Origin of the sequence: Candidatus Phyllobacterium onerii (genome assembly GCF_028331445.1) — a bacterium.
Classification (GTDB): domain Bacteria; phylum Pseudomonadota; class Alphaproteobacteria; order Rhizobiales; family Rhizobiaceae; genus Phyllobacterium; species Phyllobacterium onerii.
This window is the reverse complement of record NZ_JAQMHX010000005.1, coordinates 16,727-43,391: the sequence shown is the minus strand read 5'-3', so window position 1 is coordinate 43,391 and position 26,665 is coordinate 16,727. Positions and strand designations below refer to the sequence as shown.

Annotated in this window: 29 protein-coding genes and 2 pseudogenes; 10 read left to right on the top strand and 21 right to left on the bottom strand. The window is 57.1% G+C overall.

Going from position 1 to position 26,665, the window contains the following annotated elements:
* Positions 1-147 precede the first annotated feature (147 nt).
* Positions 148-417 carry a XapX domain-containing protein gene (locus tag PHA01_RS12770; protein WP_271896057.1) on the bottom strand — a complete coding sequence of 90 codons (270 nt, stop codon included), beginning with the start codon at positions 415-417 and terminating at the stop codon, positions 148-150.
* A 244-nt stretch (positions 418-661) separates the two neighbouring features.
* Between PHA01_RS12770 and PHA01_RS12765 the strand changes: the two genes are divergently transcribed.
* Genes PHA01_RS12765 through PHA01_RS12755 form a run of 3 tightly spaced genes read left to right on the top strand, consistent with a single transcriptional unit; the run spans position 662 to position 3,171 of the window.
* Positions 662-1,123: a VOC family protein gene (locus tag PHA01_RS12765; RefSeq protein ID WP_271896055.1), complete on the top strand. Its 462-nt coding sequence runs from the start codon at positions 662-664 to the stop codon at positions 1,121-1,123.
* A 16-nt stretch (positions 1,124-1,139) separates the two neighbouring features.
* On the top strand, positions 1,140-1,631 hold the full coding sequence (locus PHA01_RS12760; RefSeq protein WP_271896053.1) for a cupin domain-containing protein: 492 nt from the start codon (positions 1,140-1,142) through the stop codon (positions 1,629-1,631).
* Between the two features lie 28 nt (positions 1,632-1,659).
* Positions 1,660-3,171, top strand: coding sequence for a mechanosensitive ion channel domain-containing protein (locus PHA01_RS12755; protein ID WP_271896051.1), 1,512 nt, complete (start codon positions 1,660-1,662; stop codon positions 3,169-3,171).
* 122 nt (positions 3,172-3,293) lie between these two features.
* Here the strand turns inward: PHA01_RS12755 and PHA01_RS12750 are convergent, their stop codons facing one another.
* The 4 genes from PHA01_RS12750 to PHA01_RS12735 form a co-directional block, all read right to left on the bottom strand.
* Positions 3,294-4,634, bottom strand: coding sequence for an extracellular solute-binding protein (locus tag PHA01_RS12750; RefSeq protein WP_271896049.1), 1,341 nt, complete (start codon positions 4,632-4,634; stop codon positions 3,294-3,296).
* Positions 4,635-4,652: 18 nt separating this feature from the next.
* Positions 4,653-5,513 carry a carbohydrate ABC transporter permease gene (locus PHA01_RS12745; protein WP_271896047.1) on the bottom strand — a complete coding sequence of 287 codons (861 nt, stop codon included), beginning with the start codon at positions 5,511-5,513 and terminating at the stop codon, positions 4,653-4,655.
* Complete coding sequence (locus PHA01_RS12740) at positions 5,513-6,460, bottom strand: carbohydrate ABC transporter permease (RefSeq protein ID WP_271896045.1); 948 nt, start codon at positions 6,458-6,460, stop codon at positions 5,513-5,515. The genes PHA01_RS12745 and PHA01_RS12740 overlap by 1 nt, the downstream gene beginning before the upstream one ends.
* A 73-nt stretch (positions 6,461-6,533) precedes the next feature.
* Positions 6,534-7,562 (bottom strand): LacI family DNA-binding transcriptional regulator, encoded by a 1,029-nt coding sequence (locus tag PHA01_RS12735; RefSeq protein WP_271896043.1) that lies wholly within the window; start codon positions 7,560-7,562, stop codon positions 6,534-6,536.
* A gap of 293 nt (positions 7,563-7,855) precedes the next feature.
* Here PHA01_RS12735 and PHA01_RS12730 point away from each other — a divergent pair, with 293 nt between their 5' ends.
* Positions 7,856-8,185 (top strand): hypothetical protein, encoded by a 330-nt coding sequence (locus PHA01_RS12730; protein ID WP_271896041.1) that lies wholly within the window; start codon positions 7,856-7,858, stop codon positions 8,183-8,185.
* 233 nt (positions 8,186-8,418) lie between these two features.
* On the opposite strand, the gene PHA01_RS12725 is transcribed toward PHA01_RS12730, so the two are convergent.
* The gene (locus tag PHA01_RS12725) at positions 8,419-8,793 is read right to left on the bottom strand and encodes a response regulator transcription factor (protein ID WP_271896039.1); all 375 of its coding nucleotides are present in this window, start codon (positions 8,791-8,793) and stop codon (positions 8,419-8,421) included.
* A gap of 304 nt (positions 8,794-9,097) precedes the next feature.
* Between PHA01_RS12725 and PHA01_RS12720 the strand changes: the two genes are divergently transcribed.
* Both PHA01_RS12720 and PHA01_RS12715 read left to right on the top strand, forming a co-directional pair.
* Entirely contained in the window at positions 9,098-9,724 is a 627-nt protein-coding gene (locus PHA01_RS12720; RefSeq protein WP_271896037.1) for a response regulator transcription factor, read from the top strand.
* Positions 9,725-9,882: 158 nt separating this feature from the next.
* On the top strand, positions 9,883-10,464 hold the full coding sequence (locus PHA01_RS12715) for a helix-turn-helix domain-containing protein (protein WP_271896035.1): 582 nt from the start codon (positions 9,883-9,885) through the stop codon (positions 10,462-10,464).
* A 27-nt stretch (positions 10,465-10,491) separates the two neighbouring features.
* Here PHA01_RS12715 and PHA01_RS12710 read toward each other — a convergent pair whose 3' ends face one another.
* Complete coding sequence (locus PHA01_RS12710) at positions 10,492-11,982, bottom strand: PAS domain-containing sensor histidine kinase (RefSeq protein ID WP_271896033.1); 1,491 nt, start codon at positions 11,980-11,982, stop codon at positions 10,492-10,494.
* Between the two features lie 687 nt (positions 11,983-12,669).
* Here PHA01_RS12710 and wrbA point away from each other — a divergent pair.
* A pseudogene (gene wrbA / locus PHA01_RS12705) lies at positions 12,670-13,137 on the top strand (NAD(P)H:quinone oxidoreductase type IV); the annotation flags it as partial.
* 183 nt (positions 13,138-13,320) lie between these two features.
* On the opposite strand, the gene PHA01_RS12700 reads toward wrbA, so the two are convergent.
* Complete coding sequence (locus tag PHA01_RS12700) at positions 13,321-13,545, bottom strand: hypothetical protein (RefSeq protein ID WP_271896032.1); 225 nt, start codon at positions 13,543-13,545, stop codon at positions 13,321-13,323.
* 83 nt (positions 13,546-13,628) lie between these two features.
* Complete coding sequence (locus PHA01_RS12695; protein ID WP_271896030.1) at positions 13,629-14,285, bottom strand: DUF2231 domain-containing protein; 657 nt, start codon at positions 14,283-14,285, stop codon at positions 13,629-13,631.
* Between the two features lie 220 nt (positions 14,286-14,505).
* Here PHA01_RS12695 and PHA01_RS12690 point away from each other — a divergent pair, with 220 nt between their 5' ends.
* Positions 14,506-15,351, top strand: a complete 846-nt coding sequence (locus tag PHA01_RS12690) for an acyl-CoA dehydrogenase family protein (protein ID WP_271896028.1) — start codon at positions 14,506-14,508, stop codon at positions 15,349-15,351.
* On the opposite strand, the gene PHA01_RS12685 is transcribed toward PHA01_RS12690, so the two are convergent.
* From PHA01_RS12685 to PHA01_RS12645, 9 genes and pseudogenes are all read right to left on the bottom strand, one after another.
* The gene (locus tag PHA01_RS12685; protein ID WP_271896026.1) at positions 15,341-15,616 is read right to left on the bottom strand and encodes a hypothetical protein; all 276 of its coding nucleotides are present in this window, start codon (positions 15,614-15,616) and stop codon (positions 15,341-15,343) included. The genes PHA01_RS12690 and PHA01_RS12685 overlap by 11 nt on opposite strands.
* A 23-nt stretch (positions 15,617-15,639) precedes the next feature.
* A pseudogene (locus PHA01_RS12680) lies at positions 15,640-15,818 on the bottom strand (CbtB domain-containing protein).
* Between the two features lie 17 nt (positions 15,819-15,835).
* Entirely contained in the window at positions 15,836-16,672 is an 837-nt protein-coding gene (locus PHA01_RS12675; RefSeq protein ID WP_271896024.1) for a hypothetical protein, read from the bottom strand.
* Between the two features lie 274 nt (positions 16,673-16,946).
* Positions 16,947-17,360, bottom strand: a complete 414-nt coding sequence (locus tag PHA01_RS12670; RefSeq protein WP_271896022.1) for an ester cyclase — start codon at positions 17,358-17,360, stop codon at positions 16,947-16,949.
* A 70-nt stretch (positions 17,361-17,430) separates the two neighbouring features.
* Entirely contained in the window at positions 17,431-18,060 is a 630-nt protein-coding gene (locus PHA01_RS12665) for a response regulator (protein ID WP_271896019.1), read from the bottom strand.
* On the bottom strand, positions 18,057-21,137 hold the full coding sequence (locus tag PHA01_RS12660) for a sensor histidine kinase (protein WP_271896017.1): 3,081 nt from the start codon (positions 21,135-21,137) through the stop codon (positions 18,057-18,059). The genes PHA01_RS12665 and PHA01_RS12660 overlap by 4 nt, the downstream gene beginning before the upstream one ends.
* 203 nt (positions 21,138-21,340) lie before the next feature.
* Positions 21,341-21,652, bottom strand: a complete 312-nt coding sequence (locus PHA01_RS12655; protein ID WP_271896015.1) for a hypothetical protein — start codon at positions 21,650-21,652, stop codon at positions 21,341-21,343.
* Between the two features lie 148 nt (positions 21,653-21,800).
* Positions 21,801-22,175, bottom strand: coding sequence for a response regulator transcription factor (locus PHA01_RS12650; protein ID WP_271896646.1), 375 nt, complete (start codon positions 22,173-22,175; stop codon positions 21,801-21,803).
* Positions 22,176-22,250: 75 nt separating this feature from the next.
* A complete protein-coding gene (locus PHA01_RS12645; RefSeq protein WP_271896013.1) occupies positions 22,251-22,553 on the bottom strand; it encodes a hypothetical protein in 303 nt (100 codons plus the stop codon).
* A 46-nt stretch (positions 22,554-22,599) separates the two neighbouring features.
* Here PHA01_RS12645 and PHA01_RS12640 point away from each other — a divergent pair, with 46 nt between their 5' ends.
* Positions 22,600-23,226 carry a response regulator transcription factor gene (locus PHA01_RS12640; RefSeq protein ID WP_271896011.1) on the top strand — a complete coding sequence of 209 codons (627 nt, stop codon included), beginning with the start codon at positions 22,600-22,602 and terminating at the stop codon, positions 23,224-23,226.
* 182 nt (positions 23,227-23,408) lie between these two features.
* On the top strand, positions 23,409-23,969 hold the full coding sequence (locus PHA01_RS12635) for a helix-turn-helix domain-containing protein (protein ID WP_271896009.1): 561 nt from the start codon (positions 23,409-23,411) through the stop codon (positions 23,967-23,969).
* Between the two features lie 34 nt (positions 23,970-24,003).
* On the opposite strand, the gene PHA01_RS12630 is transcribed toward PHA01_RS12635, so the two are convergent.
* The 3 genes from PHA01_RS12630 to PHA01_RS12620 form a co-directional block, all read right to left on the bottom strand.
* Entirely contained in the window at positions 24,004-25,566 is a 1,563-nt protein-coding gene (locus tag PHA01_RS12630; RefSeq protein WP_271896007.1) for a PAS domain-containing sensor histidine kinase, read from the bottom strand.
* Between the two features lie 89 nt (positions 25,567-25,655).
* Positions 25,656-25,823, bottom strand: coding sequence for a hypothetical protein (locus tag PHA01_RS12625; RefSeq protein WP_271896005.1), 168 nt, complete (start codon positions 25,821-25,823; stop codon positions 25,656-25,658).
* A gap of 83 nt (positions 25,824-25,906) precedes the next feature.
* Positions 25,907-26,638: a nuclear transport factor 2 family protein gene (locus PHA01_RS12620; protein ID WP_271896003.1), complete on the bottom strand. Its 732-nt coding sequence runs from the start codon at positions 26,636-26,638 to the stop codon at positions 25,907-25,909.
* Positions 26,639-26,665 lie beyond the last annotated feature (27 nt).

Genomic DNA, 26,665 nt, shown 5'->3' with positions numbered 1-26,665 from the left:
CTTTCACAGCCCATTCATTCTTCATTGTCAGGTGGTTGCGCTGTTTAGGTACCGTTCGGTCCACTACAGATCAAGAGTTATTACGTTCAAGAAAATGACCATTTTGTACAAGACTTCTCCGATCGGATGCGCCTCCGGACCTGTCAATCAGCCCTTATCGTTCGGAGCGTTCTTCAGTGGCCGGCCGCCTTTTGGCAGGTCCCCGAACATGTGCGGCTTGATCTGGTTCAGCCATGAGACGGAAGCCGGCTCCTTGTTGACCAGGGTTTTCGCCAGCGGGATTATCTGTTCGCCTGCGAGCATTCCGAAAAGACCGATGAGCGCGACAACAGGCGGCGCGGGCGAGCGCACGTTCAACAAACTGTAAAGGATGCCGACCAGCAGTCCGACCCCGAGCGAAAACAGGTACACTTTCATGATTTTCCTCCTTTAATGCCCTAAATGCTTCCGCATAAAGTAGTCCTGCCACTAAGAAATCGATTGACCGAAATGTCTTCGTTTTGTCTGAAATTGTCGTGCTTTTGGGCCGACGTCCTGGCGTCCCCAAGCGGGCGGCATTTTCGTTTTGTACAGAATTGCACTGCCTTTGAACGAAATGAAACTTGACCGTATTGGACCGATCGGTTCAAAAATGCCGTGATTTTTAACCGCCGAGGTGGCCATGCAGACGTTCGCGATAACGGCGACAGATCACACAGGGATAACCGTTTCCAGTCTCGAAGCTTCCCTGTCGTTCTGGGTGAACGTTCTGGGGTTTCGTCACCTGTACAACGCGGATTTTCCCAACGACGGCTTCCTCGAAGGCGTCGTTGGGGTCGAAGGGGCAGCCATGAAGACGGCGATGCTCGAACGCGACGGCAAGCAGATAGAGTTACTGGAGTACCTCTCCCCCCTAGATCGGGGATCGTCTCAGCCTCGATCCTGTGATCCAGGAGCAATGCACGTTGCATTTATCGTCGATGATATCGATGCCCTTCTGGGCAGCATTGCCCCGCACGGATGGTATCCGGCTGGATTTCTGCAGACCGTAATGGAAGGCGAGCGTGCGGGGCTCAAGCTGGCATATGTGAGAGGACCTGACGGCGTGGTGCTGGAGTTTCTCCAGCCGCGTCAAATAAAGTAATCGAAAGGACAGGCTTATGAAATGGACACTATGTGCCGCGCTCTTCGTTTGCGCGTTGGTCGGCAATGCAGCCGCTGCGGAAGCCCCAGCGACATTGCCGGATTATTCAAAAACGCCGGAAGAGCTGTCGGCAGTAAAAGCGACAGGTGGTCCGGGAGGATCCGGTAATGCCAAGGTAGAGGTGGTAACAATTCTCGGGGATCCTTCGAAACCCGGGCAATACGCGCAACTGCTGAAGGTGCAAGCTCATGCGGAGATACCCTCCCATCATCATGCCGGCGATCGCGTGGGCACCGTCCTGTCCGGGACCTGGCACTTCGGCTATGGGCCAAAGTTCGACAAGTCCAAGCTGAGGATATTGCCAACCGGATCGGTCTATACGGAACCCTCCGATTCACCGCATTTCGCAATGACGGCCGATAAACCCGTGACGGTGCTCATCACTGGTAACGGACCGACCGACACTATTTATGAGGATCCGAAGGACGAGCCAACGGCGATGAAATGATCGTTCTTCGCCAACGCCCCTCCCATTTGTGACAACGTTAGAGATCATCGCCGACCCTTTCATCCAGACTGGCGCTGTTGCCGTACTGGGGGCGGTGATCTCACGCGTTGCGCTGCGAAGCCATCCGACCTGGCATCTCGTCCTTCACGTCACTTTTTTTGTCCTGCTGTCGGTGCTGCTGGTATATCACGGCATCATTCCCTATCTCCCCGGCCCTAGGCCAAATTCCGTCGTCGACCAAGTCCTCATCGGTGTCGCCAAGATAGTTTGGTGGGTGAACGCCGGGTGGGCCCTCATCGGATTCACGCGCGCATTTCTTAATTTCGAGGGAAGCCCGCGCGAGGGACGCTTCATTCAAGATCTAGTCGTCGGCATTATCTATCTTGGCGTCGGGCTGTCGATCGTCGCCAACGTTTTCAGTCTTCCCGTCGGAACGTTGATCGCGACCTCGGGCGTCCTCGCAGTGATACTCGGCCTGGCTCTGCAGAGCACCCTCAACGACGTCTTTTCGGGAATCGCACTCAATCTCGGTAGGCCGTACGCCGTCGGCGACGTGATTGTGCTCAAGGACGGAACGGAAGGCAAAGTCGTCGAAACCAACTGGCGGGCAACCCATCTTCTCAACGGTACCAACGATCTTGTCGTCGTCCCCAACAGCGATCTTGCAAAGGCAAGGCTGGTCAACATGAGCAGCCCTGACCGCATACACGGCGTGACGATCAGCGTAAGCTTCGCTCCGGGCGCGGCTCCGGCGCTGGTCGCAGACGTCATGCGGGCGGTCCTCATCAACTCAACCTGCATTGAAAGAACCACGGGCCCAGGCAGCGTTCAGGTCAAGGGGATCAACGGTTCGGCGATCGATCTGGAACTATCCTTTGCGGTCGCCGATATCGCCAAGGTCGGAGAGGCGAAGAATGAGATATTCGATCTGATCTATCGTCACGCCAGGGCAGCCAGCCTGCAATTGGCCGACGCTGCCGGCACGGGATTTGCGGCAACCCCCGCAGCCGACGAGCATCCTCAGTTACGATCGGTACAGATGCGGCTTCTTGATGCCATACCTCTGTTTGCGACGCTCACCGAGGAGGAAAACGAGGCCCTTGCCAAGTCGATGCGGAGGCGAACGTTCCATAAGGATGAAGTGATCGCGGAGCAGGGAAGCGTGTTGAACGCCTTGGCTGTCGTCCGCTCCGGCGTCCTCGGCGTCACCCGCATCGAAGACGGTTGCGAGCTGGAACTCGCCAGGCTTGCCCCCGGCGATTCCTACGGCGAGGCGGGCTTGCTGACCGAAGCGGGGGAACCCGGAACGATCCGGGTCCTGGTACATGCGGTCGTCTACGAGATCGCGAAGGAAGACCTGTCGCCGCTGTTGCATGAGCGGCCAAGTCTGGTCGACGAACTCGGTCTTATCCTCTCAAGGCGTGCAGAGGCGAAAAAACATCTGTTCGACAGGGGTTCACACAGCTCGGGTACGCACGCCGTTCCGGGTCTCGTCAAAAGAATCCGGCAACTGTTCGAGATTTCGCACGGGACTCACTAAGCTCGAGATGTTGATTGCGGTCCGCGAGAACGCCCAAGGCGTGCGCACTTCGCCACAAGAAACACTGTTCCAATCCGCCTACCAAGGTTGGATGGTGCGGAAGGCAAGTACGAAATCAGCTTTTACTGAGGGTTCAAGCGATTGAATTTGCGCTTCCAACTGTCGGCGACGGTCTGCAACGCGTCTCTGGCTGTCGTTTGACCTTGCAGCGTGCTTGAGATGCCCGCGCGGAGGTCAAGCTCGAGCGAGCCCCAATTGGCGTCATTCGGGTTGGTCACAGCGGTTTTCATCTGCTCGGCGGCCGCCCCAGTCCAGCCATATGCTTCGACGATCTCCGGATCGGTCAACACAGAGAGGCGGGCGGAAGCGTTTCCTTTTTCCATGGAGCGCCGTGCCCATTCCTTGCTCGTAATGTGCTGAATGAATTCGAACGCCCATTCCTTGTTCTGCGATGCCGAAGGAACGGCGAACGACCATACAAAGAACGGGCTTTTGCTCTGTTCACTTTTCAGCGCCCCCGGCACGACAGTCCAACCCCAGCGCCCGGCTGTTTTGGAGGCTTTCGATTTGTTCAGTAGAGTCCCCGTCGCGTTCAGCGTGACGGCCATGGCATATCGGTCGTTCTGGCCGTTCGCAATGATCTCATCCCATTCCCAGGTCACTGCCTCCGGAGGTATTACCCTGTGCCTGGTCATCAGGTCCCCGTAATATTCGAGCGCACTGATGGATTCCTCCGTATCGATCATGATCTTCCGCGTCTTCAGATCGTAGAACGAACCACCCGAAGACAACAGGAACGGACAGAAGTGGTTGCTGATCGCCGGCCCCTGACGCGCGCATGTTCCCAAACCGTACCGGAGCGGTGCACCTGACTTCGTCAAAGCCACTGCAGCCGCCTGGAATTCGGCGAAGGTCGACGGTGGGTTTGAAAAGCCTGCGGCTGCGAGCAATTCCTTTTGGTAGTGGAGTATATAAATAGTTCCCCGATAGGGAATGCCGCATAGCTTGCCGTCAACGGATACGGCATCGATCGTTCGGGGCGCAAAATCAGCCATGTCGAAATCGGATGCATGTTTGCCGGCAGCGGACGCCAACAAACGATTGTGATCCTCAACATAAGCGTGCATCCATCCCATCATGGAGGAGCCCATCTGCACGATATCGAAGCTCGTAGGCCCCGGGCCGGACATTTCGGCCCGGGACCGTACGACCAGCGCCTCCATGGGCAACTGCACGTATTCGACGTCTATGCCCGTGTCATTTTTAAAGGCGGGAATCGCGTCTTGGAGGATCGTTCCCTTCCATGAGGCGTTGTCGCCGAGGACGACGAGCTTTGAAGGCTTTTTTCCAAGCTCCGCCCGGGCTGTCGTCGACGGGCCGAGTGCGGCCAGATTGATGCCGGCCAGAGTCGATCCAAGCAGCGTGCGCCGGTTGATCAGGCCTTTCTTGCTGGAAACGGTCATGGCTTCCTCCATCACACCTCAGGGAATTCTAGCATCGTTCACCGCTCCTGACGACAGGCCCGGTATAAGGTGCCTTTGAACGGTCAGCGAGAACACGATCACGGGCAGGAGAACCAGAATGCCGGATGCCGCGATGGCTCCCCAATCGGTCCCGGTCTCACTACCGGCGTAAGTGCTCAGGAGGACCGGCGATGTTCGCGTGGCGTTATTGGTGAGAATGGCCGCGAAGATGAAGTCGTTCCAGGCAAGGAGCAGCGACAAGATGGCCGCGGTTGTTATTCCGGGCTTGGCCAGGGGCAAGGCGATCTTGAGGAAAGCCCCCATCCGGGACGCGCCGTCCATATAGGCCGCTTCTTCCAAATCACGCGGTACGCTTTGGAAGAAGTCGCGCGTGACCCAGACAATCACGGGTAGACTGAATGTCGTATAGGCCAGGATGAGGCCTATCCTGGTGTTGATCAGTCCTACCAGACTGTACATCACATATAACGGCAACAACGCTGCAATTGGCGGCAGCATCCGCATCAGGAGCAGCGAAAAGAATATGAGTTTGCGACCGGGGAAGCGGAATCGGGCGATGGCGTACGCCGCGGGTGTTCCAACAAACAGGGAGACCAAAACTGTCGAGGTGGTCACCAACAAGCTGTTCCAGAAGGAAACCAGAAAGTTCCCTCCAGACAAGACCGCGAAATAGTTCTCCAGGGTCGGCCACCACAGAAAGAGTGGCGGTGTCGTGAAAATCTGCTCGCGTGTCTTCAAGGATAGTCCAAGGACCCAAAGCAGCGGCAGCAGAAAGGTCACAAGCATGCAGATCAGTGCGGCATATACGAAGACGTAGTAGCATCCTCTCCTGTAGCTTGTGTGCGACAGGGATTTCATCAGTCGGTCTCCTTTGGGCGCTTGGTTGCTATCAGAAGCAGGGAGACTATCAGGACGATCAACAGCATGATCCACGACGCAGCCGAGGCCAGCGTTAGATCGAAGCTGAAGAAGGACGTGTTGTAGACGAAAATGGAAAGCACCAACGTCGCGTTTCCAGGCCCGCCTGCCGTCATCACGTAGACGTTGTCGAAGGCCCTGAACTCAAAGATGATCCGTAGGAGCATCGCCACGAGCAGATAGGGCGACAAAAGCGGCAACGTGATGTGACGGAACAATGCGATCTTGGTCGCGCCGTCGATCCTCGCCGCTTCCATCACCTCCTTCGGCACGGACTGGAGGCCAGCGAGGATGAGCAGGGCAACGAACGGCGCGTTCTGCCACACGCTCACTCCGCCCACTGTGATGAGAGCCAGCGTCGGGTCGCCGAGCCAGATGACCGGCGATCCGATGAGATGGTCGACAAGGCCATAGGTGGGGTCGAGGAGAAGCTTCCAGCAAAGCGCAGCGACAATCGGGGTTACCATCATCGGGACGATCAATGCCGTTCGAAAAAAGCGGATGAACGGAAGTTCCAGATTTAGAAGCAGAGCGATAGCCAGCCCGAGCAGAATTTCGAGGCAGACCGTTGCGGCGGTATAACCAAGTGTGAGTCCAAGACTTGCAAGGAAGACAGGATCTGCGAAAAGGTCCCTGTAATTCCGCAGGCCCACGAACTGAGCTTCCGAAACGGGTTGGTCAATCGACCAGGCAACGAAGCTCATGATCAACGACAGTATCAGCGGAAAGCCCAGGACTGCGATGCTCAGGGCCACAGTCGGGAGAATAGCCAGCGGAACGAAAAACAAGTCAGCTGTTTTGCTGACCAGGCCAGCAGTCGTCAGCCTCCTGACGCCCGAACCGGGAGGCGAAACTAAACGCTCGGGGTGTCGATCGTCATGGCTCATCCCTCGGCCCTTCACCCATGGGTCTGAGCTAGTCTCGCCGATTAACCGCGCTGTGTCTTCCCATTAATTGTATTCAGTCTTGATGCCGCGCATCGTACTTCCGCTCCCACGGCACGCGGGAAGCTGGACCCGTCGACTCCCGTATGATCAGTTCCGGCACGAGATTTATGCGAAGCGGAGGAACCGTCCGATAGTGGGGATTGGAGACCCTGTCGATGATGCAACGCGCCATCGCCGCTCCCATTTCGACATGAGGCACCCTGATTGTCGTCAAGCGGGGGGCAACTTGCGAGGCCGATATGAAATCGTTGAAACCGACCACCGAAACATCATCGGGCACCCGAATTCCAAGAAGGGCCAGTTCCGAAATCACGCTCACGGCTATACCGTCATGAGCACAAAACAGTGCGGACGGTTTGCCGCCGGCATCCATGTAGTCAAGAAGCGGTTTGCGCAAACCCGCCTCTTCGTCAAAGACGAGGTCGTCCACTTTTCCGTCGATCTCCCTTGCCCCGTCGCATAGACCCCGAAATCTCTCGGCCCTGCCTAACAACCTAGCGTCTCCGTGGACAAATGCGAACTTGCGATGCCCTAAGGCTGCGAGGTAGCGTGCGATCGTGACACCAGCTTCCCAGTCGGGCCCCGACACCAGATCGATGCGCTCCAGGGGCCCTGCATAGCCTGAACAAACCAGCGGCAGGTTGCTCCGGCTTGCAAACTCGGAGAATTCCTCCGGGTAAGGTACTGCAAGGATCAGCCCTACCACAGCCTCGTCAATCGAAGGGCTGTCGAAGACGCTTTGCGCCTGTTTCGGGATTACCGTGTAGCCGTAGGCCTCGGCCTGCTGCTCCGCGCCAAGCAGCATGTTTGACCACAGTTCCGTGCTTACGCGGTCGATTTCTTGGCGCAGGAACAATATTTGTCCTCGGTTTTTCGCCGGCTCGGGCATGAGCGCATAGCCCATGTCCTGGGCGACCCGCTCAATCCTTCGGCGCGTGGCTTCCGCTACACCTGGTTTGCCCGACAGAGCTCTCGATACGGAAAATTTTGAAATCCCGAGTGCGTCGGCAACGTCTTGCAATGTCACGCGGTTTCTCGGCATTGAAGACGTCCCGACTCAGGAATGTTGCAGAATATTACCTATCAAAGTTGCAAAAATAACGCAATACAATTGCGTAACCTGTTTGGTTGTGCTAGAATTAAAAGGTAGACAGGACGTAGCGATCCTCATTGGTGTTCAAGTCAACATTCTGTAACTCGTCGATTTAGGCACGCGCATTTGCGGGTATGCCGTCGGCTGGCAAGTAGCCAGCCACTGTAACGATCGCATGTCCGAGTGTTTCCAGGAGGTTCCCTCCAAATGGATCATGCCGCTGAAAAGAAGGAGAACCGAGAATGACGCTGAATTCTGCCGCGAGTTCAATGTCGGAAAATGCTTCGGCATTGGATGCATCGCCTTATTCCCAACGGGCGACGCACCCGGAACTGGCTTTAAGCGGTCAAGGCTGCATGCCCAGAATTGGTCGTCCAGCGGTTACGACGAATGATGTCCACGGCATAAATCTGCTGCTCACAGCCATCGTCCTCGGAGCGCAAGCCAACGTCCAATGGCTCACGTCCGCCAAACCCAACCCGGAAGCTGCACAGCGTACATCCGAACGACTGCTGGCGCAGATTCAAGATCTGTGTGAACTGGTGGATGGGCTGCGAAGCGGCCGGACGTGAGTGCCGGAAGCTTTTCCGTTCGGGACGGCCAAGGCCGACGTTTTGCTCCGCCTCCCAAAACAAAGATAAACTAGGCCTTTTACAATTTCCTCCGTCTCCACCTGCGATGGCGGCAATTCTTCAATGACTCCTCCCGCGGCCGTGCAAACCTCCAGTTCGACCGAAGGTGTTCATTGAGCCGACCGCCCTCCTCCCAGCAGCATAACCCGCTAAAAGGCGGCCGAGTTTATACTCTACGGTTTTTGCTGTAAGGCCAGTCGCATGAAATCGGTCAGGCGATGGATTTCCCCGGGCTTGCGCAGGAAAGCAAAAGCGCCGCCCGCCATCGCCGCCGCTCGCGTTCCGTCATCGGCATTTGAAGTCATGAAGATCATCGGCGGTTTCGGGGGATCGGCGTTGAGCTTCAACTGAAGCTCGATGCCCCCCATGCCGGGCATCTTGACGTCGACCAGGATGCAGTCGACGCCGGCGCGGCCGTCGAAGGCGAGAAACTCTTCGGCGGTTGCAAACAGAGCCGATCCATAGCCGCACGCGTGTATCAGGTCATCCAACGCCCGGCGGATCGTCTCGTCATCGTCCACTACCGCTATCGTCCTGGTCTTCTCCAATGGTTTCCAGCCCCGACCATCATCGCTCAGCGCTCCGCCTCTGCAATCCATCCCCGCGAGCGAATAAACGGAAGGGATTATAAAGACGCGATGATATTCCTCGCGTTTGCGAATGCAACCGTACCGCTGGCCGCCGGCGATGTCTTTGGTTGAGTATCTCTATACTTTGGTAGAGTTTGCAAATATGGCGCGAGGACTTCGGCTAGCGGCCCATCGTGCCGCTGAAGGAAGAACGATCTTGCCATCGCCAAGTCTTCCGTCACGCTGTATCTTCCCCTTACGACAATTTGACCGGGGCAATCACTTGAGCGAGCCGATTGTAAGGATAATCGACGACGACGCTGGCATCCGCAATTCACTGAGCGGATTGGTCATGTCGCTGGGTCTCGGCGTTAAAGCATATGGTTCGGTTCAGGAATTCTGGAACGACAACCCGACCGGCGATCCCGGATGCATCGTCGCGGACGTCAGGCTTCCCGGCCGAAGCGGACTGGATTTCCAGGATGACCTGACACAGGCGAAGGTCGACCTTCCCATCATTTTCATAAGCGGTTATGCCGACGTCCCCATGACGGTGCGCGCCATGAAAGGCGGAGCGGTCGAATTCCTGACAAAGCCGCTTCGCCATCAGGATTTGGTGGACGCGATTCACGCCGCGGTGGAGAGAGACCGTTCAGCGCGGACGGCATCGAAACATCTCGCGAAATTGCGGGCAGCCTTCGATCAGTTGTCTTTAAGGGAACGCGAGATCATGGAGTGGGTGATCGCCGGTCGCCTGAACAAGCAAATTGCCGCCGACGTCGGCATCAGCGAAGCCACGGTCAAGCTGCACCGCGGCCACGTCATGCAGAAGATGGGAGCGTCGTCGCTGCCGGATCTGGTGCGCATGGCCGAGCTTTTGGGTCTCAATTCCGATCGCCGCAACACCTGACGAAGTTTGACGAAATGAGAGAATCGGTTTTCCAATTCTGCACAACAGTCTATTGAACCTATACGGAAGTCACCCAAGATCAGCCGACGGTAGTATGGATCGCTTCGAACGGTTTTCCTAGAATGTCCTGCAAATGGACCTTTCAACGGAGGACCCCTATGGCATACGCGCTCACACAGTCGGCCGGTTTCGGCCACGCGCCGTCCGACGGCATCAACTCGGAGCAGTTCAATCACGAAATCGTCCGTGGCTTGTTGGCTGCGGTGGCGTCGATCTGGCAGCTGGAAGATCAGGTCGCCGAAACCTGTGTTCAAAAGGCGATCGAGATATTCCACGTTGAAGGGGCCAAGTGCCAGTCCGACGCTCGAAATATGGCGGGCGGATTGGCGCGCAATGTGGCGGGCGGATTGGCACCCTGGCAAATCCGCCGGGTAAAAAGGCATGTCTCCGACAAACTGGATCGGTCAATTTCCACCCGCGAGCTGGCGCGCGTCTGCGGTCTTAGCGTCAGCCATTTCAACAGGGCATTCCAAGCCTCGTTCAGCATTTGCCCGCACGCCTATATTTTGAAGGAACGTGTCTCCCTCGCCCAGCGAATGATGCTGGCGACGCGTGAACCCTTGAGCAGAGTTGCGGTTGCCTGCGGATTTTCGGATCAGTCGCACCTGACGCGGGTCTTCGGCCGCGCGGTCGGAGAGACACCGTATGGCTGGCGCAGGAACCGTCTCCTGTCAAATTAAGCACACTGCCTGCTTTCGATCGGCGGTCTAGACCTTGGTTTGTAGGGGCAGACTAAATTGAAATGTCGCTCCAGTATCGGCGTTCCGGGAGGCCCACAGCATGCCGCCATGGTCTTCGATGATCGTGCGGCATATCCGCAACCCCATGCCGAGGCCGTCGGGCTTCGTCGTAAAAAAGGCGTCAAAGAGACGGTCCAAATCTTTCGGATCGATACCGATGCCAGAATCCTGCACGGCGACGATGACCTGATCTCTGTCGGTCTGCTCCGATCGGACCAGCAGCTGTCGCGGGCGGTTTGCATCTGCCCCCATTGCGTCAACACTGTTCAGGATCAGATTGATGATCACTTGCTGCAACTGCACCCGATCGCCGAGGAGTGGCTGTAAGCAGTTGCCAAGTTCCATTCGCACCGTCACGCCATGATTGTCGAGCTCCCGCTCGACCATGGCCAGACATTCTTCAATGACTTCGTTGATCGCAAGAAGTTGCTTTTGCGGATCGCCCTTTTTGGCAAGCGCGCGAAGCCGCTGCACCACGTCGCCTGTCCGCTCGCCGGCCTCCACCATCTGTTCGACCGATGTGCGCACCTTGTCGAGGTCAGGCGGGTCCTTGCCTAACCAGGTCAAGCATGCGCCACCGCTGATCACTATGGCCGTGAGGGGCTGGTTTACTTCATGGACGATGGAGGCCGCCATCTCTCCGAGCGATGCCACGCGCATGGCATGGGCAAGGTCCGCATGAGCCGTCCGCAGTTCCTGCTCCGCCCGCCTGCGGTCGTCGATGTCAAGGTTCGTTCCGTACCATTTGACAATGTTTCCTGACTCGTCGCGCATCGGCTCTGCACGGTGCAGAAACCATCGACAGTGTCCGTCCGCTCCGAGCAAGCGGGATTCGAATTCAAAGGAGTTGCCGGTCTCCGCCGAACTCGTCCAGGCCTGGAGATGCTCCTCCATATCGTCGGGATGCACCATTGCCTTCCATCCCGTTCCTCGCATCTCCTCAGCAGACAATCCCGTGTAGGACAGCATGCGCTCGTTCACGAAATCACATAGGCCGTTAGGCAGACACGTCCAGACCATGGCAGGAATGGTGTCGATCGCCGCACGCAATCGCTTCTCGGCTTCTTCGGTCCTCTGCTCGGATTGCCGCCTGTGTTCAATATCGGTGTTCGTTCCGTACCATCTGACAACCTGTCCGGCTTCATCGCGCAACGGTACCGCGCGAAACAGAAACCAGCGGTATTCACCATCCCACCGCCGCAAACGCTCTTCAGCCTCCGCCGGTTCGCCGGAGGCCATGATGGTGTTCCATGTTTCCCTGAGGTTTGTGGCCTCGTCGGGATGGAGTGCGGACACCCAGCCCCAATTCTTCGCCTCATCCACTGTAAGTCCGGTATATTCGAGCCAGCGCCTGTTGAAGAATTCGGCGGAGCCGTCCGGTCGGGCAGCCCAAACCAGCGTGGGTATCATGTCGATTGCAGTTCGAAACTGATTATCAATCAAAGAATTTTCGCTCATCGGACAGTCCCCGTTCCGCCTCGCCATATAGGCTGCGCCAGCATCATGACTGAAGACGCCGCTCCCCGGCAGAGCATCCCGTCTATCGACCTGATCGGCATTTGAGTTCCCGTTGGGAGCGCAAGTGTACATTATAAATTGCCACCGCGATCTTGTAGGAACGTGGCGTATTTGAAGTTTTGTATTAGAGGATTTGGCGATACATCGGGGATTATAAAGCGATTGCCTGCAGTGGGAGCATCTGCGACTTCCCAAGTGTTTTCCCATTTGTTCTCGGCGGACTACTTGCGGTATAATATTGGGAGCTCTTCGACACAGCAAAGTTATCCGAATTGGTCCGATTTCCGTCTTCAACATCATACTAGGAAAAGATCGCTCATGCCCTATGCTCGGTACATCGTATCCGCGTCAATGCACAGAGTGCTGGATAACGGGGAAAGCAGACAGGACGGCCGGCCCTTGGTGTTCAACCTACTGGAAACCCGGTCCTTTTCGCTTCCTCGCGAGGCCAAACTTCAAGAAATCTTCGATAAGGTGGCCAAATTCGACGGAACCGCGGTAGAAATCAAGGTTTTTGAAGACCTTGAAACATATGAGAGTCCGGCCTTTCACGAAGCACAAAGTGCATGATCAGGCCCTTGCGCCAGACTAGCCTGATTCCAAGAATTGGTTTGCCAAAATAAATTGGACGTTGCAAAGGCTTATCACTACAAGCTCGACCAAAAGGCTGAAGTGGCAGAGTCTGCAGAGCTTGAAAATTATGATGCGATCATCTTCGGAATTTCTTCGCGCTACGGCGGCATGTCGGCCCAGATGAAAAACTTCATCGACCAGACGGGCGGGCTTTGGACCAAAGGAGCCCTCATCGACAAGGTCGGCTCGGTGATGGCATCGTCGGCGACCCAGCATGGCGGCCAGGAAATGGCGATCCTGTCGACCCAGTCTCAACTCCAGCATCACGGCATGATCATCGTGCCGTTGTCTTATGCCTACCAGGCGCAGATGGGAACGGACGTCGTCCGTGGTGGCTCTCCTTACGGCATGACAACAATGGCCGACAGTGACGGATCGCGCCAGCCTTCGGCACAGGAACTTGAAGGTGCAAGGTTTCAGGGAAAGCGGGTCGCCGAAATCACGGCAAAGCTCCACGGCTAAGCCCCCGAAAAAAGCATTTGGGACCAGCCAGGCTCCGTACCCGAGCAGCGTATTATTTGGTGTCGGGAACGCATCGATCGTACTTTCGAGTCAGCAGCTGTAGCACGAAGCGACAATGGAGCCCGGTCGGAATCAACCGATCCGGCTCTCATCTCTCACGATGCTGAGTCCTGGTGTACAGCGTCAGGGGCAGGAATCCACCTCTGACCACGAGCCACTGTTCGGCACATAAATGCAGATCGACTTCTGCATCTTCGGATCACCGAGCCTCGTGCATCTGTGGTACTTGGCGTCCTTGGACATCTTCACCCGCTTGTCGGCATAGGGAATGACTTCGCCCGTGCTCTTGATCCGGAAGCCGCTGGACTCTGTCCCGATGTTTTGGTCCTGTTCCTCAAAACAATCCACCTAATAACAGCATTCGAATCCGAAAACCCAACCGGACGGGGCATCACGCTGTGGAAAGAAGACGAACATCAAGGTTTTCATGACTATCTCATCAAAGTCCCCGAGTTGGATAAAAAATAACCGCGGAGATTTTGACGCCGATCGTCAAACACACCCCTGAAACACGGTCGTTCGACAACGCCGAAGGTCTTTTCCCATTCGACAGCCATCTCCGGGGTCAGCCCGTCAAGCATGTGCTGCTTGTACCCCGCACTGTATCTCCAGGCATCCACACCGCCGTAGTCGTAACGGAGCGTTTGATAAACCCAATAACGATATAGAATCCATTCCATCGGAGCATCCTTCCTTCTATCCCAAGCGCCGGACCCTCGAGTGACGTCAACCGGCTGGCTTCGGTTCTCGATCAACAATGGACGGTTCGACGGTGCCGAGACGCCTACGCCATCGCGGAAAACCATGACGAAACCCATCCACTCGGTAACCAGGAGGACGACAACGCTTATCGCGGAAAGGGTCAGACCCCACGGGACAACCGAAGTCCAGGCGTCGTGGGTGTGGATGAACATGTTGAAAGTGGCCAGAACCAACAGGATTATGCTGCCGACAAAATGGATCCGGACTGATGTCTGAACACGCACGCGGGGTTCACCGAGAAAATCGACCAGAGTGGCGATGAAGGCGAGAACTCCCATGATCAGGCCGACGGTGACGAGCCATGCGGAAAAGTCGGCCCACATCATCTCGGCGGTCCGCGAGTAGGTAATGTCGGTGCAGCGCCCGCTGAAGCACACGAAGTCCTTTTCTGTGTACAGCCGATCGCGTCCGGCCGAGGAGCGAACCAATGCGCACGCCGATCTCTTACGGCGTGCGCGGGCAGGGCCGGCGGTCACCGTCTACACCGCATCCAATTTAGGGGCCTCTCTTGACGCTCGGCAAAAAAACATCCTCGAAGTGGATACCATGGCAACCACATTCTACCCGAAGGAAGTCGTCGACGAAGTATTTGCCGCAGGCGGCAACTTTCGGACCGCGGCGGTTCTCAACCCCCGATTGGCAAAGGTGCGCAGCGCAGACGGCGGAGTCGTCATCGAGGACGGACTGTGGGCTTTCAACAGCGGCGTCGAGCACGCAGGATGGGTCGTGCTCGGCATCCCGGTCCTTGACGATGCGGGGAATGTCGTCGACCGCGGGGCAGCCCTGATCCGGCTTCGCAAGTTAAATTGGTCGATGACGGGGACACGATCGGCCTGCGCGGCAGCGGCAGAACCAGCGTCAGGGTCGCGGATGTCTTCGTCCCGGAGGAGCGGATCGCTCTCCTTAGCAGAGCCCGCCGGCAAGACTACGCGTCGACGCACGTGGCTGGTGAACCGCTATATCGGTTCCCGTATGTTGCATTTTTTGCAGTCAATCTGGCCCTGCCGGGCCAATCTGGCCCTGCCGGGTTTGGGAATGGCGAAGGCGGCGCTTGACCTCTTTCTCCAAAAATCAACCAAGCGCGCTATAGCTTTCACCGACTACACCTCACAGGCAGACGCCGCGGCAACACATCTGCTGATCGGCGAAGCGAGCTCCAAGATCGATGCTGCGGAACTGATCCTGAAGCGTTCGCTGGAAGAGTTGGAAACCACCGCGCTTTCAGAAAAAATGTCGATGCAACACCGAACACGCATGTGGCGGGATGCCGGCTTCGCCAGCCGACTGGTCTGGCAAGCCGTCGATCTCCTGGCGGGAGCATCCGAGGGTTCGTTCGCGCGAAGTTCCGATCGCATGAACCGAATTGCCACCCGCCGAACAATCAGTTGCTGACCGAATGATCTGCGGCCTTCGAAAGGGTATGATCATGAAGGAGATGGACGAAACCGACGATGTGGCAGGTGGAACCGTGCGCGGGCATGGCATTGTCCGTCATCAAGCCAAACCACAACTCCTTCGTTCCGGTCAGGCGTTCGCTGAGATCCCAAAGCTTCTCCGCATCTGTGGGGTCGACGGCCCATGGCAGAACAGCGCTCTGGTCGAGGCCGCCCTCTACCGGCGGCTTTTCGTGTCTGTGGCACATGTATGACTTGAGCAAGAGCGATCTCCGCGCGAGGAATGCTAATGGCAGGGGAAGCCGTACGAGTGGCGTGCATCGTGTGCCGTATCGTGCAGCGTTGCCGAAGGCGACAGGCCGCCGAATATTACGAACGCACCCAAAAGAGCGAGTAACCAGCAGTCAGATGGGCCGCCGTCGGCAGATCAATCACGTTCGACGTTGAAACTTTGGTGATTGAGATCTCCCGAATTGCGACGGTTAAAGTGCTGTTTCCAATTTAATATCGGATTGATGCGGCCCCCGCGGTGGGTCCGTGTCTGCTTGAATAGATAGCGCATCGTTGGAAGCATCGGCGCGAATAGAGACGCTGTCCTTGCCGCGGCTAAAATGCACATCGCTGAGGTCGATCGACACCAGAAGCGTATCGGTGGGCCGACCGTCCCTGCCCCGGTAGTAGGCACGGCGCTTGGTCGGAAGGCCAAGCCCCTGAACCTCCGTATAGTCGTTGACCAATTGCGCGGCTGTCAGGCCGTCCGCTATGTCGACGGTGTAGTCGTGCCGTCTCAACAGGAAATCCGCGCCGAAGTAGAAGTCCTGAACCGTCGAATGGGTGGGGATGTGGGACGGAAAGGTTGCCCTGAGCACCCGCCAGACCTGGTCGCCCTCCACCCAGGGCCTCATTTCCTCAAGCTTGACGCCGGGCAGATTGAGGAGGAACGGCGTCGTCAGATAGGTCCATAGGGCATAGCCGTTGAAATAAGCCCTCTGCAGCGGGTCCCATGGGGTCGTCCTGCCGTGCCCCTCGAACGACGCACGCGGGTCCTGGCGTTCCGCCACCACATTGCAGTCGTCCGTCTCGATCGCGATCCGGTTGGGAGTGAAGTACGTTCGTTGATTGGGCCCCCCGAACGGCCTGACCGAAGCATGGACGTCATGCAGGGACACGGTCATCCGCCGGGGAGCCGGGTCCTGCACCAGGCCCTTCATGCCCCACAACGTTCCTCCGGTCACGATAGTCGCCTCGACCGAGTTGAACTCGTTCCAGCGTTTCAGGCCCCCGTGGGCCGTCAGGACCTCGTTCAAAAGACTGTTCATGAGCCTGATCACTCGCTCAAATTTGCGGCAGTCGTGGTTTCGCGACAGTTGAGGCTATACGATGAACCATCACCCCCCTGCTGGTATTGGACAAACGCGGCACGATTGGAACGGACTAATCGCGAATAAAGGCGGGTTTGGGAGAGCAGTTTTGTCGCCGCCATGCGCGGGCGATACCTATGTACTATTGCACGGAATCCCGTCCGGAGGCAGTCTGTCTGCTGGCGTGGGGTATCTCCTGTCGACATGATCAAGCGTCGTCAACGCGCCATGGTCATGGCTTTTTCGTCAAGCTGCGATGCACCTCATGTGAGTTACGCTCGACCCAGTTGTGCTGGAGCAAGCCATCCTCCCTGACATGCCAGACGGCCGTTCCGGTCATGTCGATCGGCAACTGCGTCGGCTCAGTCCCCATGAACCCGTTGTTTCTGCCGGTAACGCGCCAACGCGAGGCCACCCGGTCGCCTTCCTCGTTCTGAAAGGACTCGATGACCTCGAACTTGAAATCGTTGATGCTGGACAGAAATGCGGCCACCCACTTTTTGAATGCTTCCCGGGTGTTTATCTCCACACCCCCCGACGTAATCGCAAAATCCTCCGTCACAAGATCGTCGATCGCGTCGGGATTTTTCAGTTGCCAAACTTCTCGCCAGAAATGCTCGACGATTTCGACTGAATTTCGCCTCATGTATCTCTCCTGTAGAACTGAACCATTCCGGCTAGGTCAATGCCCAATTGCGATCTGGCCGGAGCAGACATCAAAGTTCGATTATCCCCCGCTTGATCGCCAGTGCGACGGCATGGGTTCGATCTTTGGCCTTCAGTTTTGCGAGTATGTTTTTGACATACCCCTTCACCGTCTCCTCGGTGATAGCGAGGGCTACGCCGACCGCCCTGTTGGAATTTCCGCCCGCTATGAGCGAAAGAACCGCCGCTTCCCGGTCGGTCAACGGACTTTCGCCGACATGATGTGACAGGTTTTCCGCGACCTTTGCATCGATGTGTTTCTGCCCGCGGAAGACAGCGCGTATGGTGTTCAACAGCTCTCGGCGCACGGCGCTTTTCAAAAGGTATGCCCTGGCCCCGAGACTGATCGCGCGGCCGGCCAGATGGTCTCCCTCATAGGTCGTGAGCACAATGATCCGAGCCGACGGTTTTAAGCGCTTGATCGCAGTTATCGCCTCGAACCCGCCCATGGCCGGCATTTGCAGGTCGAGGAGAACAACGTCGGGCATTAGAGCCTCGTACATTGCAGTTGCTTCCATCCCGTTCGAAGCCTCCCCGACGATAGCCATGTCGGATTGGCTGGACACTAGCGCGGAAATGCCCTCCCTGATCAGCGGATGATCATCGGCCATGAGCACACGAATGGGGTCGCGCGCCGTCATTGCTTTGGCTCCCCCGACCACGCACGCGAAGGACCCGTTTGCGACCCGACGGACAATTCGACGGTCGTGCCAAATCCAGCCGAGCTTTTGATGACCAAGTCTGCACCGATTTTCTCCGCTCTTTCGCGCATACCTCTGATGCCCCAGCATTTTTTCGCACCCAGTGCCGCACCGTTTTTATCTCCTAAACCAACGCCGTTGTCATGGACGCGCACGCGCAAGTCCGCCTCCGAAAACGCGAAAACGCATTCTATCGTTGACGCTCCGGAATGCTTGAAGGCGTTCCGCAAGGCTTCGCAAACGATGCGAACGATCTCGTGCCGGATGCTCGGATCGAAATCCATTGGCCGGCCGAATATCTTCACGCTGAAGTCAATGGTTCCAGACGCTACCTTGGCAAGTTCCTCGCCGAGACGTTTCACAGAGCCGATGACATCGTCACCTTGGGTGGGATCACGCAGAGCTTGAACCGCGTTCCGGCCTTCGATGATGGCTTCGTCGCTCTTGTTGAGGACGAGGTCGAGCATTCTCCCCGCCTCCCCCGGACGACCAGGGAGCATGTGACGTGCGGCCTGCATTCGAAAAATCAACCCTTGGAAGGTTTGCAGCAAAGTATCGTGCAGCTCTCGCGCCAATCTGTTTCTTTCGTTGATCCGCTCTTCGAGCCGGATCCTGTATTGGGCGGAAACTTTGGCCAACCGATAGCGATAAAGTGCGGCCAGGGTGGCGCATAGGGCAATGAGTGCCGCCAGCCTGAACCACCATGTTGACCACCATGGGGGCAGCACCTCGATGTGAAGCTCGGTGCCGGGTGCAACCCATTCTCCCATGCCGGTTGAAGCCTGAATCATCAGGGTAAAGGTTCCCGAAGGGAGAGCGGCATAGCTTATCGTGCGTTCGTTGTCCCCTGCTCTGTGCCACTGTCCATCCAATCCGGAAAGCATGTAACGGAACTGCATGGTGTCGGGACTTTTGTAGCTCAATGCGGAGAATGACACCGCAAGCTGATTCCGGTTGTAGGGCAGCGTCACGGCGTTCGGCAATGCGGCCGCGGCATCTACGGACTGGGTATTTCCCTCAAGGTCGGATAGTTTGAGTCCCGTGAGCACCACGGGCGGCACGTAGGCCGTGTCGTGATCGGCAACGGCGCTCTTTCCAGCCACAGCGCCGGCGAAGCCGCCGAAATAGAAGCGGTCGTGTTGGCCCGTGCTGCAGGCGTTCCATCCGGTGAGGTCGTCTCCCGGTAAACCGTCCGCCATGCTATAGTTTTGAAAGCTCAGGCTCGTCGCGTCCATTTGCGAGACGCCTTTGTTGGTGCTCATCCACAGATGTCCGTCGTGGTCTTCGAGCAGGCAACTCACAACGTCGCCCGCCAGTCCGTCCTTGGAAAAGAAGTGGTCAAACGTACCGTGCGCCACGTCGAAGCGGTTGAGGCCGTTTTGCGTGCCGACCCACAGCACCCCGTTGCCGCCCGTATGAATGGTGTTCACGGTGTTGTTGCTGAGGCTGGCAGGATTGTCGGGGTCGTGCTTGTACACCTTGAAGGTGGCCTCACCCGGGTCGAACTGCACCAGTCCAGCCGTCGTGCCCAGCCAGAGCATTCCGCGCTCGTCCTTGATGACCGAGAAATAGGTCTCCGCGTTAGCCGCAGGATTCCTTTTGAAGGTGGTGAATTTGCCCGTGCTTGGTGAAAACCTGTCGATGCCGTTCCAGGTGGTGATCCACAGCTCGTCTGATGTGTCGACGAGGACGCGGGTGACAACGTCACTGCTGATGCTTTGCGGGTTCTCGGCATCGTGACGATACGAGCTGAATGCTTTCGTTTTCTGATCAAAGGCATAAAGCCCACCACCGAGAGTGCCTATCCAAAGGGTTCCTGACGGGTCTTCGGTAATCGACAGAACCTCGATCGATGTCCCCGGCCCCGCCGGAGCAAAAGGCTCCATTGTTCTGGCAACCGTATCGATCCGGTTGAGGGCACCGCCTGCACCGATCCAGATTGCACCGTATCGATCTTCAAAGATGGCATTGACAAGCGATTCGCCGAGCTTGTCCGGATGCCTCGGGTATGGCCACAATTTCTGGAAAGGCGGCGCTTTCTTGGGGAAAACGTTCGGTGGGTTTGCGTGAAGGCCTGTCCAGATGTTGCCTTCGGCGTCCTCGTACAAGGCGATAACCCTGTTCTCCGCAAGGCTTTGCACATCGTTGGGATCGTTCGTGTACCTGATGAAACGGAATTTTTCCCGGTCGAACGACAACAGTCCCGCGCCCATGGTCGCCAGCCAGACATTGCCGTTGCTCGCCTCCAGCAAATCATAGACGCCGGTCAGGCTGTTGTCGGCGACACCCTCGAAGGAATATCTGACGAGCCTGTTGGTATTCCGGTCATAAATACCCAATCCGTTGCCCGATCCGTATATGATCCAGAAGGTGCCGTGCGCATCCTCGTGAAACTTGAATTCCCTGACCTCCTCACGGAGAGGTATTCTCACCGAGACTTTGCCGCTGGCTCTGTCGAATGCTTCCAACCCGGCGTTGCTCGCCACCCAGAACACGCCCCGACTGTCGGTTCCCGTCGACTTGATATCGTCACTGGAGAGGCTTGCCGCATCCTTTGCATCGTGTCCGAACCTGACACTTTTCCCTGTGGCGGGATCAAGACGAAACAGCCCCTGGCTGGTCGAGAGCCACAGGTTGCCTTCGGAGTCTTCACTGATGTGGATGACCGTCGGGTTCGCCGGGTCGAGCGGATAGTGCCTGAAAGTTCCTGTCGTCTTGTCGAACGCGTCGAGGAATTGATCACTGCCTACCCAGATGGTTCCGTTGCGGTCCTTGAAGAGGGAATATATAAAGATGCCGCTTAGACTCTCGGGTTTGCCCAGTTCATGTTTGAATACATGAAAGTCCTGACCGTCATAGCGATTGACGCCGTGCTGCGTGCCGAACCACAGATAACCATCATCATCTTGAACAATCTGCGACACGCGGGTTTGGGAAAGTCCCTGGGATAGTGATATTCTCCGAAAGCGGATGTCGTCACGATCCTCGACTTTCATCTTGATAACGTCTGGGGCCACTTCGGCCACCGACACATTTTGGTTCGCACCTGCAGCACACGACACCAGAATTGCCGCAATCGCAGTTGCGGTATGAAGGAAATTCCGCACCAGTTTCGATAAAAAGGCAATCAAGCAAAAAGCCGGACGTTGGTTCGGCGTTGTTTTGGGAGGCGGAGCAAAACTTCGGTCGTGGCCGTCCCGAAAGGAGAAGCTCCCGACACTCACGTCTGGCCGGATCTCAATCCATCCACCATTTCGCACAGATTTTGAATCTGGGCCAGCAGGCGTGCGGAAGTGCGTTGTGCCGCCTCCAGATTGGGTTGGCTCGACTTGAGCCACTGGACGTTGGCTTGCGCTCCGATGACGATCGCACCGAGCAGCAGATTTATGTTGTGCACCTCATTCGCCAGGGCCGGAGGTGACTCCGTGACCGGCATGCGGTCTTGACCGTCAACAGTCAGGTCCAAAGGCAACGCCCATGGGGCGGAAAGAGTACGGTCGATCTCGATAATGCTGTCTCTGTCTACATCCATTTGAAACACCCAAGGACGGTGGAAGACAAAATATCGGTCGGAGCGGTACTCAACTCCACATCGAAGAGACGTTTCGCTCCAAACCCCCCAACCGCCATTCTAGCTGCTCCGGTCCAGTAGTACACCCTCGAAAGAGGGGTTGCTGAGTTTAGTTTTTTTGCTCCACCGCCATCCGCACAAGGTCGGTCAGACGGTGGATTTCCATGGGTTTGACAAGAAAGGCAAAAGCGCCGCCCGCCATTGCCGCCGAGCGCGTCTTGTCGTCGGCATAGGAAGTCATGAAGATCATCGGCGGTTTCGGGGGATCGGCGTTGAGCTTTAATTGGAGCTCGACGCCCCCCATGCCGGGCATCTTGACGTCGACCAGGATGCAGTCGATGCTGGCGCGGTCGCGGTAGGCGAGAAACTCTTCGGCGGTCGCAAACAATGCCGATCCATAGCCGCAGGCGCGTATCAGGTCATCCAACGCCCGGCGGATCGTCTGGTCATCGTCCACCACCGCAATCGTCCTGGTCTCTACCACTGATTTCCAGCCCCGATCGTCATCGCCTGCTACAACGATGATACATTGTCCCAAGCTGATCGCCATGCGATCGCGTTAGGAATTATCGGGATCGATGATAGGCTCCGGTTCTGCAAATGCAATCGTATCCCCGGCCCTCAGCAATGTCTTTGGTTGAGCAGTCCCTATGCTTTGGTCGAGGTTCTCGGCCACCATGGGCCTCTGCGACCGGGCTGGGAATTTGAACAGCAAAAGTATGCCCTGAATGTTCTTCGTGAAGGACGGGTCACGAGTGATTGGAAGGCTCGTCAGGACGGCAGACTGGAACGGCGAATTCTCCCATCCAATTTCGCCGCGATCGTGCTGATTGAACCTTGCCATCGCCAAATGTGTCGTCACGTTGTATTCTTTCCCCGGATGTCAACTTTAGCCGACGGGCAATCACTTGAGCGAGCCGATTGTAAGGATCATCGACGACGACGCCGGCATCCGCGATTCCCTGAGCGGATTGGTTATGTCGTTGGGCCTTGGCGTGAAGTCGTACGGTTCGGTACAAGAATTTTGGAACGACGGCCCGACGGACGATCCGGGGTGCATCGTCACGGACGTCAGGCTTCCGGGTCGAAGCGGACTGGATTTCCAGGATGACCTCTCGCAGGCGAACGTCGACCTCCCCATCATTTTCATCAGCGGCCATGCCGACGTGCCCATGACGGTGCGCGCCATGAAAGGCGGGGCGGTCGAATTCCTGACCAAGCCGGTTCGCCATCAGGATTTGGTGGACGCCATTCACTCCGCGGTGGAGAGAGACCGCTCGTCTCGGACGGCATCGAAACACCTCGCAAAATTGCGGGCAGCTTTCGACCAGTTATCTTCGAGGGAACGGGAGATTATGGAGTGGGTGATCTCAGGTCGCCTTAACAAGCAGATTGCTGCCGACGTCGGCATAAGCGAAGCCACGGTCAAGCTCCACCGCAGTCACGTCATGCAGAAGATGGGAGCGTCGTCGCTACCGGAGCTGGTGCGCATGGCCGACCTGTTGGGCCTCAATCCCGATCGCCCCAACACCTGACCGCGTTTCATGCGCGAGACGTCCAAAGCAAAATGACGAAATGACGGAATTGATCGTTCAATCTTTCAAAACGGTCTACTGAACCTAGACGGAAGTCATCCAAGGCTAGCCTCCAGTAGTATGGATCGCTTTGAGCGGTTTTCCTAAAATGTCCGGGAAATGGCCATTTTGCGGAGGACCCGATGACATATGCACTCACACCATCAGCCAGTTTCGGACACCTGCCAACCGACAGTATCGACTCCGAGCAGTTCAATCACGAAATCATGCGCGGCTTGTTGTCGGCGGTGGCGTCGATCTGGCAGCTCGAGGATCAAGTGGCCGAGGCATGCGTGCAAAAGGCGATCGAGATGTTCCACGTTGAAGGGACCAAGTGTCGGTCCGAGAACGGGCGCAACGTATCCGGCGGATTGGCACCCTGGCAAATCCGCCGGATAAAACGGCATATAGGCGACAACCTGGATCGGTCGATTTCTACCCGGGAGTTGGCCCGCGTCTGCGGCCTGAGCCTGAGCCATTTCAACAGGGCGTTTCAAGCCTCTTTCGGCATCTGTCCGCATGCCTTTGTTTTGCAGGAACGCGTTTCCCTCGCCCAGCGGATGATGCTGGGGACGCGGGAGCCGCTGAGCAGAGTCGCGGTTGCCTGCGGATTTTCCGACCAGTCGCATCTGACGAGGGTCTTCGGCCGCGCGGTTGGAGAGACCCCGCATGGCTGGCGCAAGAACCGTCTTCTGTCCAATTGAAGACCCCGGACAACCATTGGATCGATCGTCAAGGTTACCTTGGCCTCTGCGTTTCCGTCGGCAGACTGAATTGAAACGTCGCTCCGGTTGCGGCGTTGCGGGAGGCCCACAGAATGCCGCCATGGTCTTCGATGATGGTGCGGCAAATCCGCAGGCCCATGCCCAGGCCGTCGGTCTTCGTTGTAAAAAAGGCGTCAAAGAGACGGTCCAAATCTTTCGGATCGATGCCGATGCCGGAATCCTGCACCGCCACGATTACTCGATCGCTGCTGTCCTGATCCGATTTAATCAGCAGTTGGCGCGGCCGGTTTGCGGCGGCCAGCATTGCGTCGACACCGTTCATGATCAGATTGACGATCACCTGCTGCAGCTGCACCCGATCGCCGAGAAGCGGCGGCAAGGTGCTGGTAAGCTCCACCCGCGTCGTCACGCCATGGTTGGTCAACTCCCGCTCGACCATGAGAAGGCTTTCTTGAATCACATCGTTGATCTGAAGAAGTTCCTGTTGTGCATCGCCCTTCTTGGCGAGCACACCAATCCGTTGGACCACCTCGCCGGTCCGAACGCCCGCATCCACCATTTGCTCGACCGACGTGCGCACTTTGTCGAGTTCAGGCGGATCCTTGTTGAGCCAAGTGAGGCAAGCGCCGCCGCTTATCACTATTGCCGTGATCGGTTGATTTACTTCGTGCACGATCGAGGCGGCCATCTCCCCGAGCGCCGCCACGCGCATGGCATGGGCAAGGTCCGCGTGAGCGGTCCGCAAATCCTGCTCGGCGCGTTTTCGGTCTTCGATGTCAATGTTCGTTCCATACCATTTGACGATGTTTCCGGATTCGTCGCGCATCGGCTCCCCCCGGGCCAGGAACCAACGATAATGGCCGTCCGCTCCGCGCAGCCGCGATTCACATTCGAACGAGTTGCCGGTCGCTACGGATTTTGACCACGTTTCGATATGCCTCTGCACATCATCGGGATGAAACATCGCCTGCCATCCCATCCCTTGCGCCTGGTCGGGAGAGAACTGCGTGTACGACAGCAGACGTTGGTTGTGAAAATCGTTGGTGCCGTCGGGCAACGCCGACCAAACGATCACCGGGATGGTGTCGATCGCCGCGCGCAACTGCCGTTCGGCTTCCTGGCTTCGTTGTTCCGACTGCCTTCTGTGCTCAATGTCGGTTTTCGTTCCATACCATCTGACAATCTTTCCGGCCTCGTCGCGCAGCGGCACGACGCGAAAGAGAAACCAACGATATTCTCCGTCGGATCGTCGCAAGCGCGCTTCGGCTTCGCCCGGTTCGCCGGACCCAATTATGGTGCTCCATGTGTCGGTGAGGCCTTTGGTATCCTCGGGGTGGATCGACGTAACCCAACCCCAATCCCCCGCCTCATCCGCTGTGAGGCCGGTATAATCGAGCCAGCGCATATTGAAGAATTCGGCAGTGCCGTCGGGTCGAGCAGCCCAAACCAATGTTGGAATGGTGTCGAGTGCGATACGAAACTCATCATCAAACGCTGGGTCTTCGCTCATCAAAACGGTCCGTTTCGCTGGACTTGGTAGGCGCGCCAACATCAAGTTTACCTCAGCGGCCAGCAATTCGCCAATAGCACAGCCGGTGACGCACGCCGGTCATCAATCGTTCCCTGGACGGAAGGAAAACTGCTCTGAAGATTTAGTTGATCCCGTCACTTTGACGAGGCTTCGAAAGCATGGCCCGGTACGGCGGCGTTGTTGCCGTTACGGCGTTCGAAAACGGGAATAACGGCGAGCTTATGTCGGCCGTGCGGTTTCATGACGAGGCGTGCCCCAAGCACGGTCAGAACTGAGCGGCCAACGCGCTGGTATGCGGACATCGCCACACCGATCGAGATAATACGAAAGGCCGGCGCGCATTTGGCGCTCGTTCATCACCGTAAACTCCCGCTGTTGCCCGCCATCACATCGGCGGAACCACACCGTCAGTGCCAACGATGACACGATGCGCGGTGAACTTGCCGTCGCTGCCGTTGACCGCGGCGATAAACAATGCCGCTCCCGCTTTTAGATCGTCCGCTTTCCCGGCTGCCAGGGCCACGATGGGCGTGTTATCGGGGATTGCTATCTTCTTTTGTCCGCTTCGATAAGTGACGGTAACCGTCCGACCGTCCACGCCCTTTACGGCATTGGCAACGGTCGCATTGGTCATGCTGCTGTTCGGCTTCAAATACCAGGCGTAGTCGCCCTCGCCCGTGCCCTTGAGTGCGGCCGGGAAGATGACGACTTCGAGGGCACTGCTGGTGCCTCCACCGTCCGGCACATTGGCAATGCCGACGAAATCACCTTCCTTGATGTTGTCGATCGACGCCTCGGTGACGGTGTTGACAGTCAAATCGTCGGCCAAGGTGATCGTTGCCTTGCTGGAAGCCCGATCGTTGGCTGCTTGGCGTGCTTCGACTACGGGAGCCCTCGGCCTGTTGTCATAGGGGGTCCAGCAGCCGCCTGCGTCGTTGATGCTGGACAGAAATGCCGCCACCCACTTCTTGAACGCGTCTCGCGTTTCTATCTGCCCACCGCTCGACGTAATCGCGAAGTCCTCAATGACGAGATCGTCGATCGCATTAAGATTTTTCGATTGCCAAACCTCCCGCCAGAAACGTTCGACGATCTCGACTGAATTTCGTCTTGCCATGTCACTTCTCTTTCGGATCAAATCGAT

What these genes read in the sequence shown, in the direction of transcription:
- PHA01_RS12715 (WP_271896035.1), top strand. Translation starts at nt 9,883, where the DNA reads ATGGCATACGCGCTCACACAGTCGGCCGGTTTCGGCCACGCGCCGTCC.
- PHA01_RS12620 (WP_271896003.1), bottom strand. Translation starts at nt 26,638, where the DNA reads ATGGCAAGACGAAATTCAGTCGAGATCGTCGAACGTTTCTGGCGGGAG.
- PHA01_RS12625 (WP_271896005.1), bottom strand. Translation starts at nt 25,823, where the DNA reads ATGTCCGCATACCAGCGCGTTGGCCGCTCAGTTCTGACCGTGCTTGGG.
- PHA01_RS12770 (WP_271896057.1), bottom strand. Translation starts at nt 417, where the DNA reads ATGAAAGTGTACCTGTTTTCGCTCGGGGTCGGACTGCTGGTCGGCATC.
- PHA01_RS12765 (WP_271896055.1), top strand. Translation starts at nt 662, where the DNA reads ATGCAGACGTTCGCGATAACGGCGACAGATCACACAGGGATAACCGTT.
- PHA01_RS12760 (WP_271896053.1), top strand. Translation starts at nt 1,140, where the DNA reads ATGAAATGGACACTATGTGCCGCGCTCTTCGTTTGCGCGTTGGTCGGC.
- PHA01_RS12690 (WP_271896028.1), top strand. Translation starts at nt 14,506, where the DNA reads ATGGCAACCACATTCTACCCGAAGGAAGTCGTCGACGAAGTATTTGCC.
- PHA01_RS12675 (WP_271896024.1), bottom strand. Translation starts at nt 16,672, where the DNA reads ATGAACAGTCTTTTGAACGAGGTCCTGACGGCCCACGGGGGCCTGAAA.
- PHA01_RS12695 (WP_271896030.1), bottom strand. Translation starts at nt 14,285, where the DNA reads ATGATGTGGGCCGACTTTTCCGCATGGCTCGTCACCGTCGGCCTGATC.
- PHA01_RS12655 (WP_271896015.1), bottom strand. Translation starts at nt 21,652, where the DNA reads ATGGATGTAGACAGAGACAGCATTATCGAGATCGACCGTACTCTTTCC.
- PHA01_RS12745 (WP_271896047.1), bottom strand. Translation starts at nt 5,513, where the DNA reads ATGAAATCCCTGTCGCACACAAGCTACAGGAGAGGATGCTACTACGTC.
- PHA01_RS12730 (WP_271896041.1), top strand. Translation starts at nt 7,856, where the DNA reads ATGACGCTGAATTCTGCCGCGAGTTCAATGTCGGAAAATGCTTCGGCA.
- PHA01_RS12635 (WP_271896009.1), top strand. Translation starts at nt 23,409, where the DNA reads ATGACATATGCACTCACACCATCAGCCAGTTTCGGACACCTGCCAACC.
- PHA01_RS12750 (WP_271896049.1), bottom strand. Translation starts at nt 4,634, where the DNA reads ATGACCGTTTCCAGCAAGAAAGGCCTGATCAACCGGCGCACGCTGCTT.
- PHA01_RS12740 (WP_271896045.1), bottom strand. Translation starts at nt 6,460, where the DNA reads ATGAGCCATGACGATCGACACCCCGAGCGTTTAGTTTCGCCTCCCGGT.
- PHA01_RS12670 (WP_271896022.1), bottom strand. Translation starts at nt 17,360, where the DNA reads ATGAGGCGAAATTCAGTCGAAATCGTCGAGCATTTCTGGCGAGAAGTT.
- PHA01_RS12665 (WP_271896019.1), bottom strand. Translation starts at nt 18,060, where the DNA reads ATGACGGCGCGCGACCCCATTCGTGTGCTCATGGCCGATGATCATCCG.
- PHA01_RS12735 (WP_271896043.1), bottom strand. Translation starts at nt 7,562, where the DNA reads ATGCCGAGAAACCGCGTGACATTGCAAGACGTTGCCGACGCACTCGGG.
- PHA01_RS12710 (WP_271896033.1), bottom strand. Translation starts at nt 11,982, where the DNA reads ATGAGCGAAAATTCTTTGATTGATAATCAGTTTCGAACTGCAATCGAC.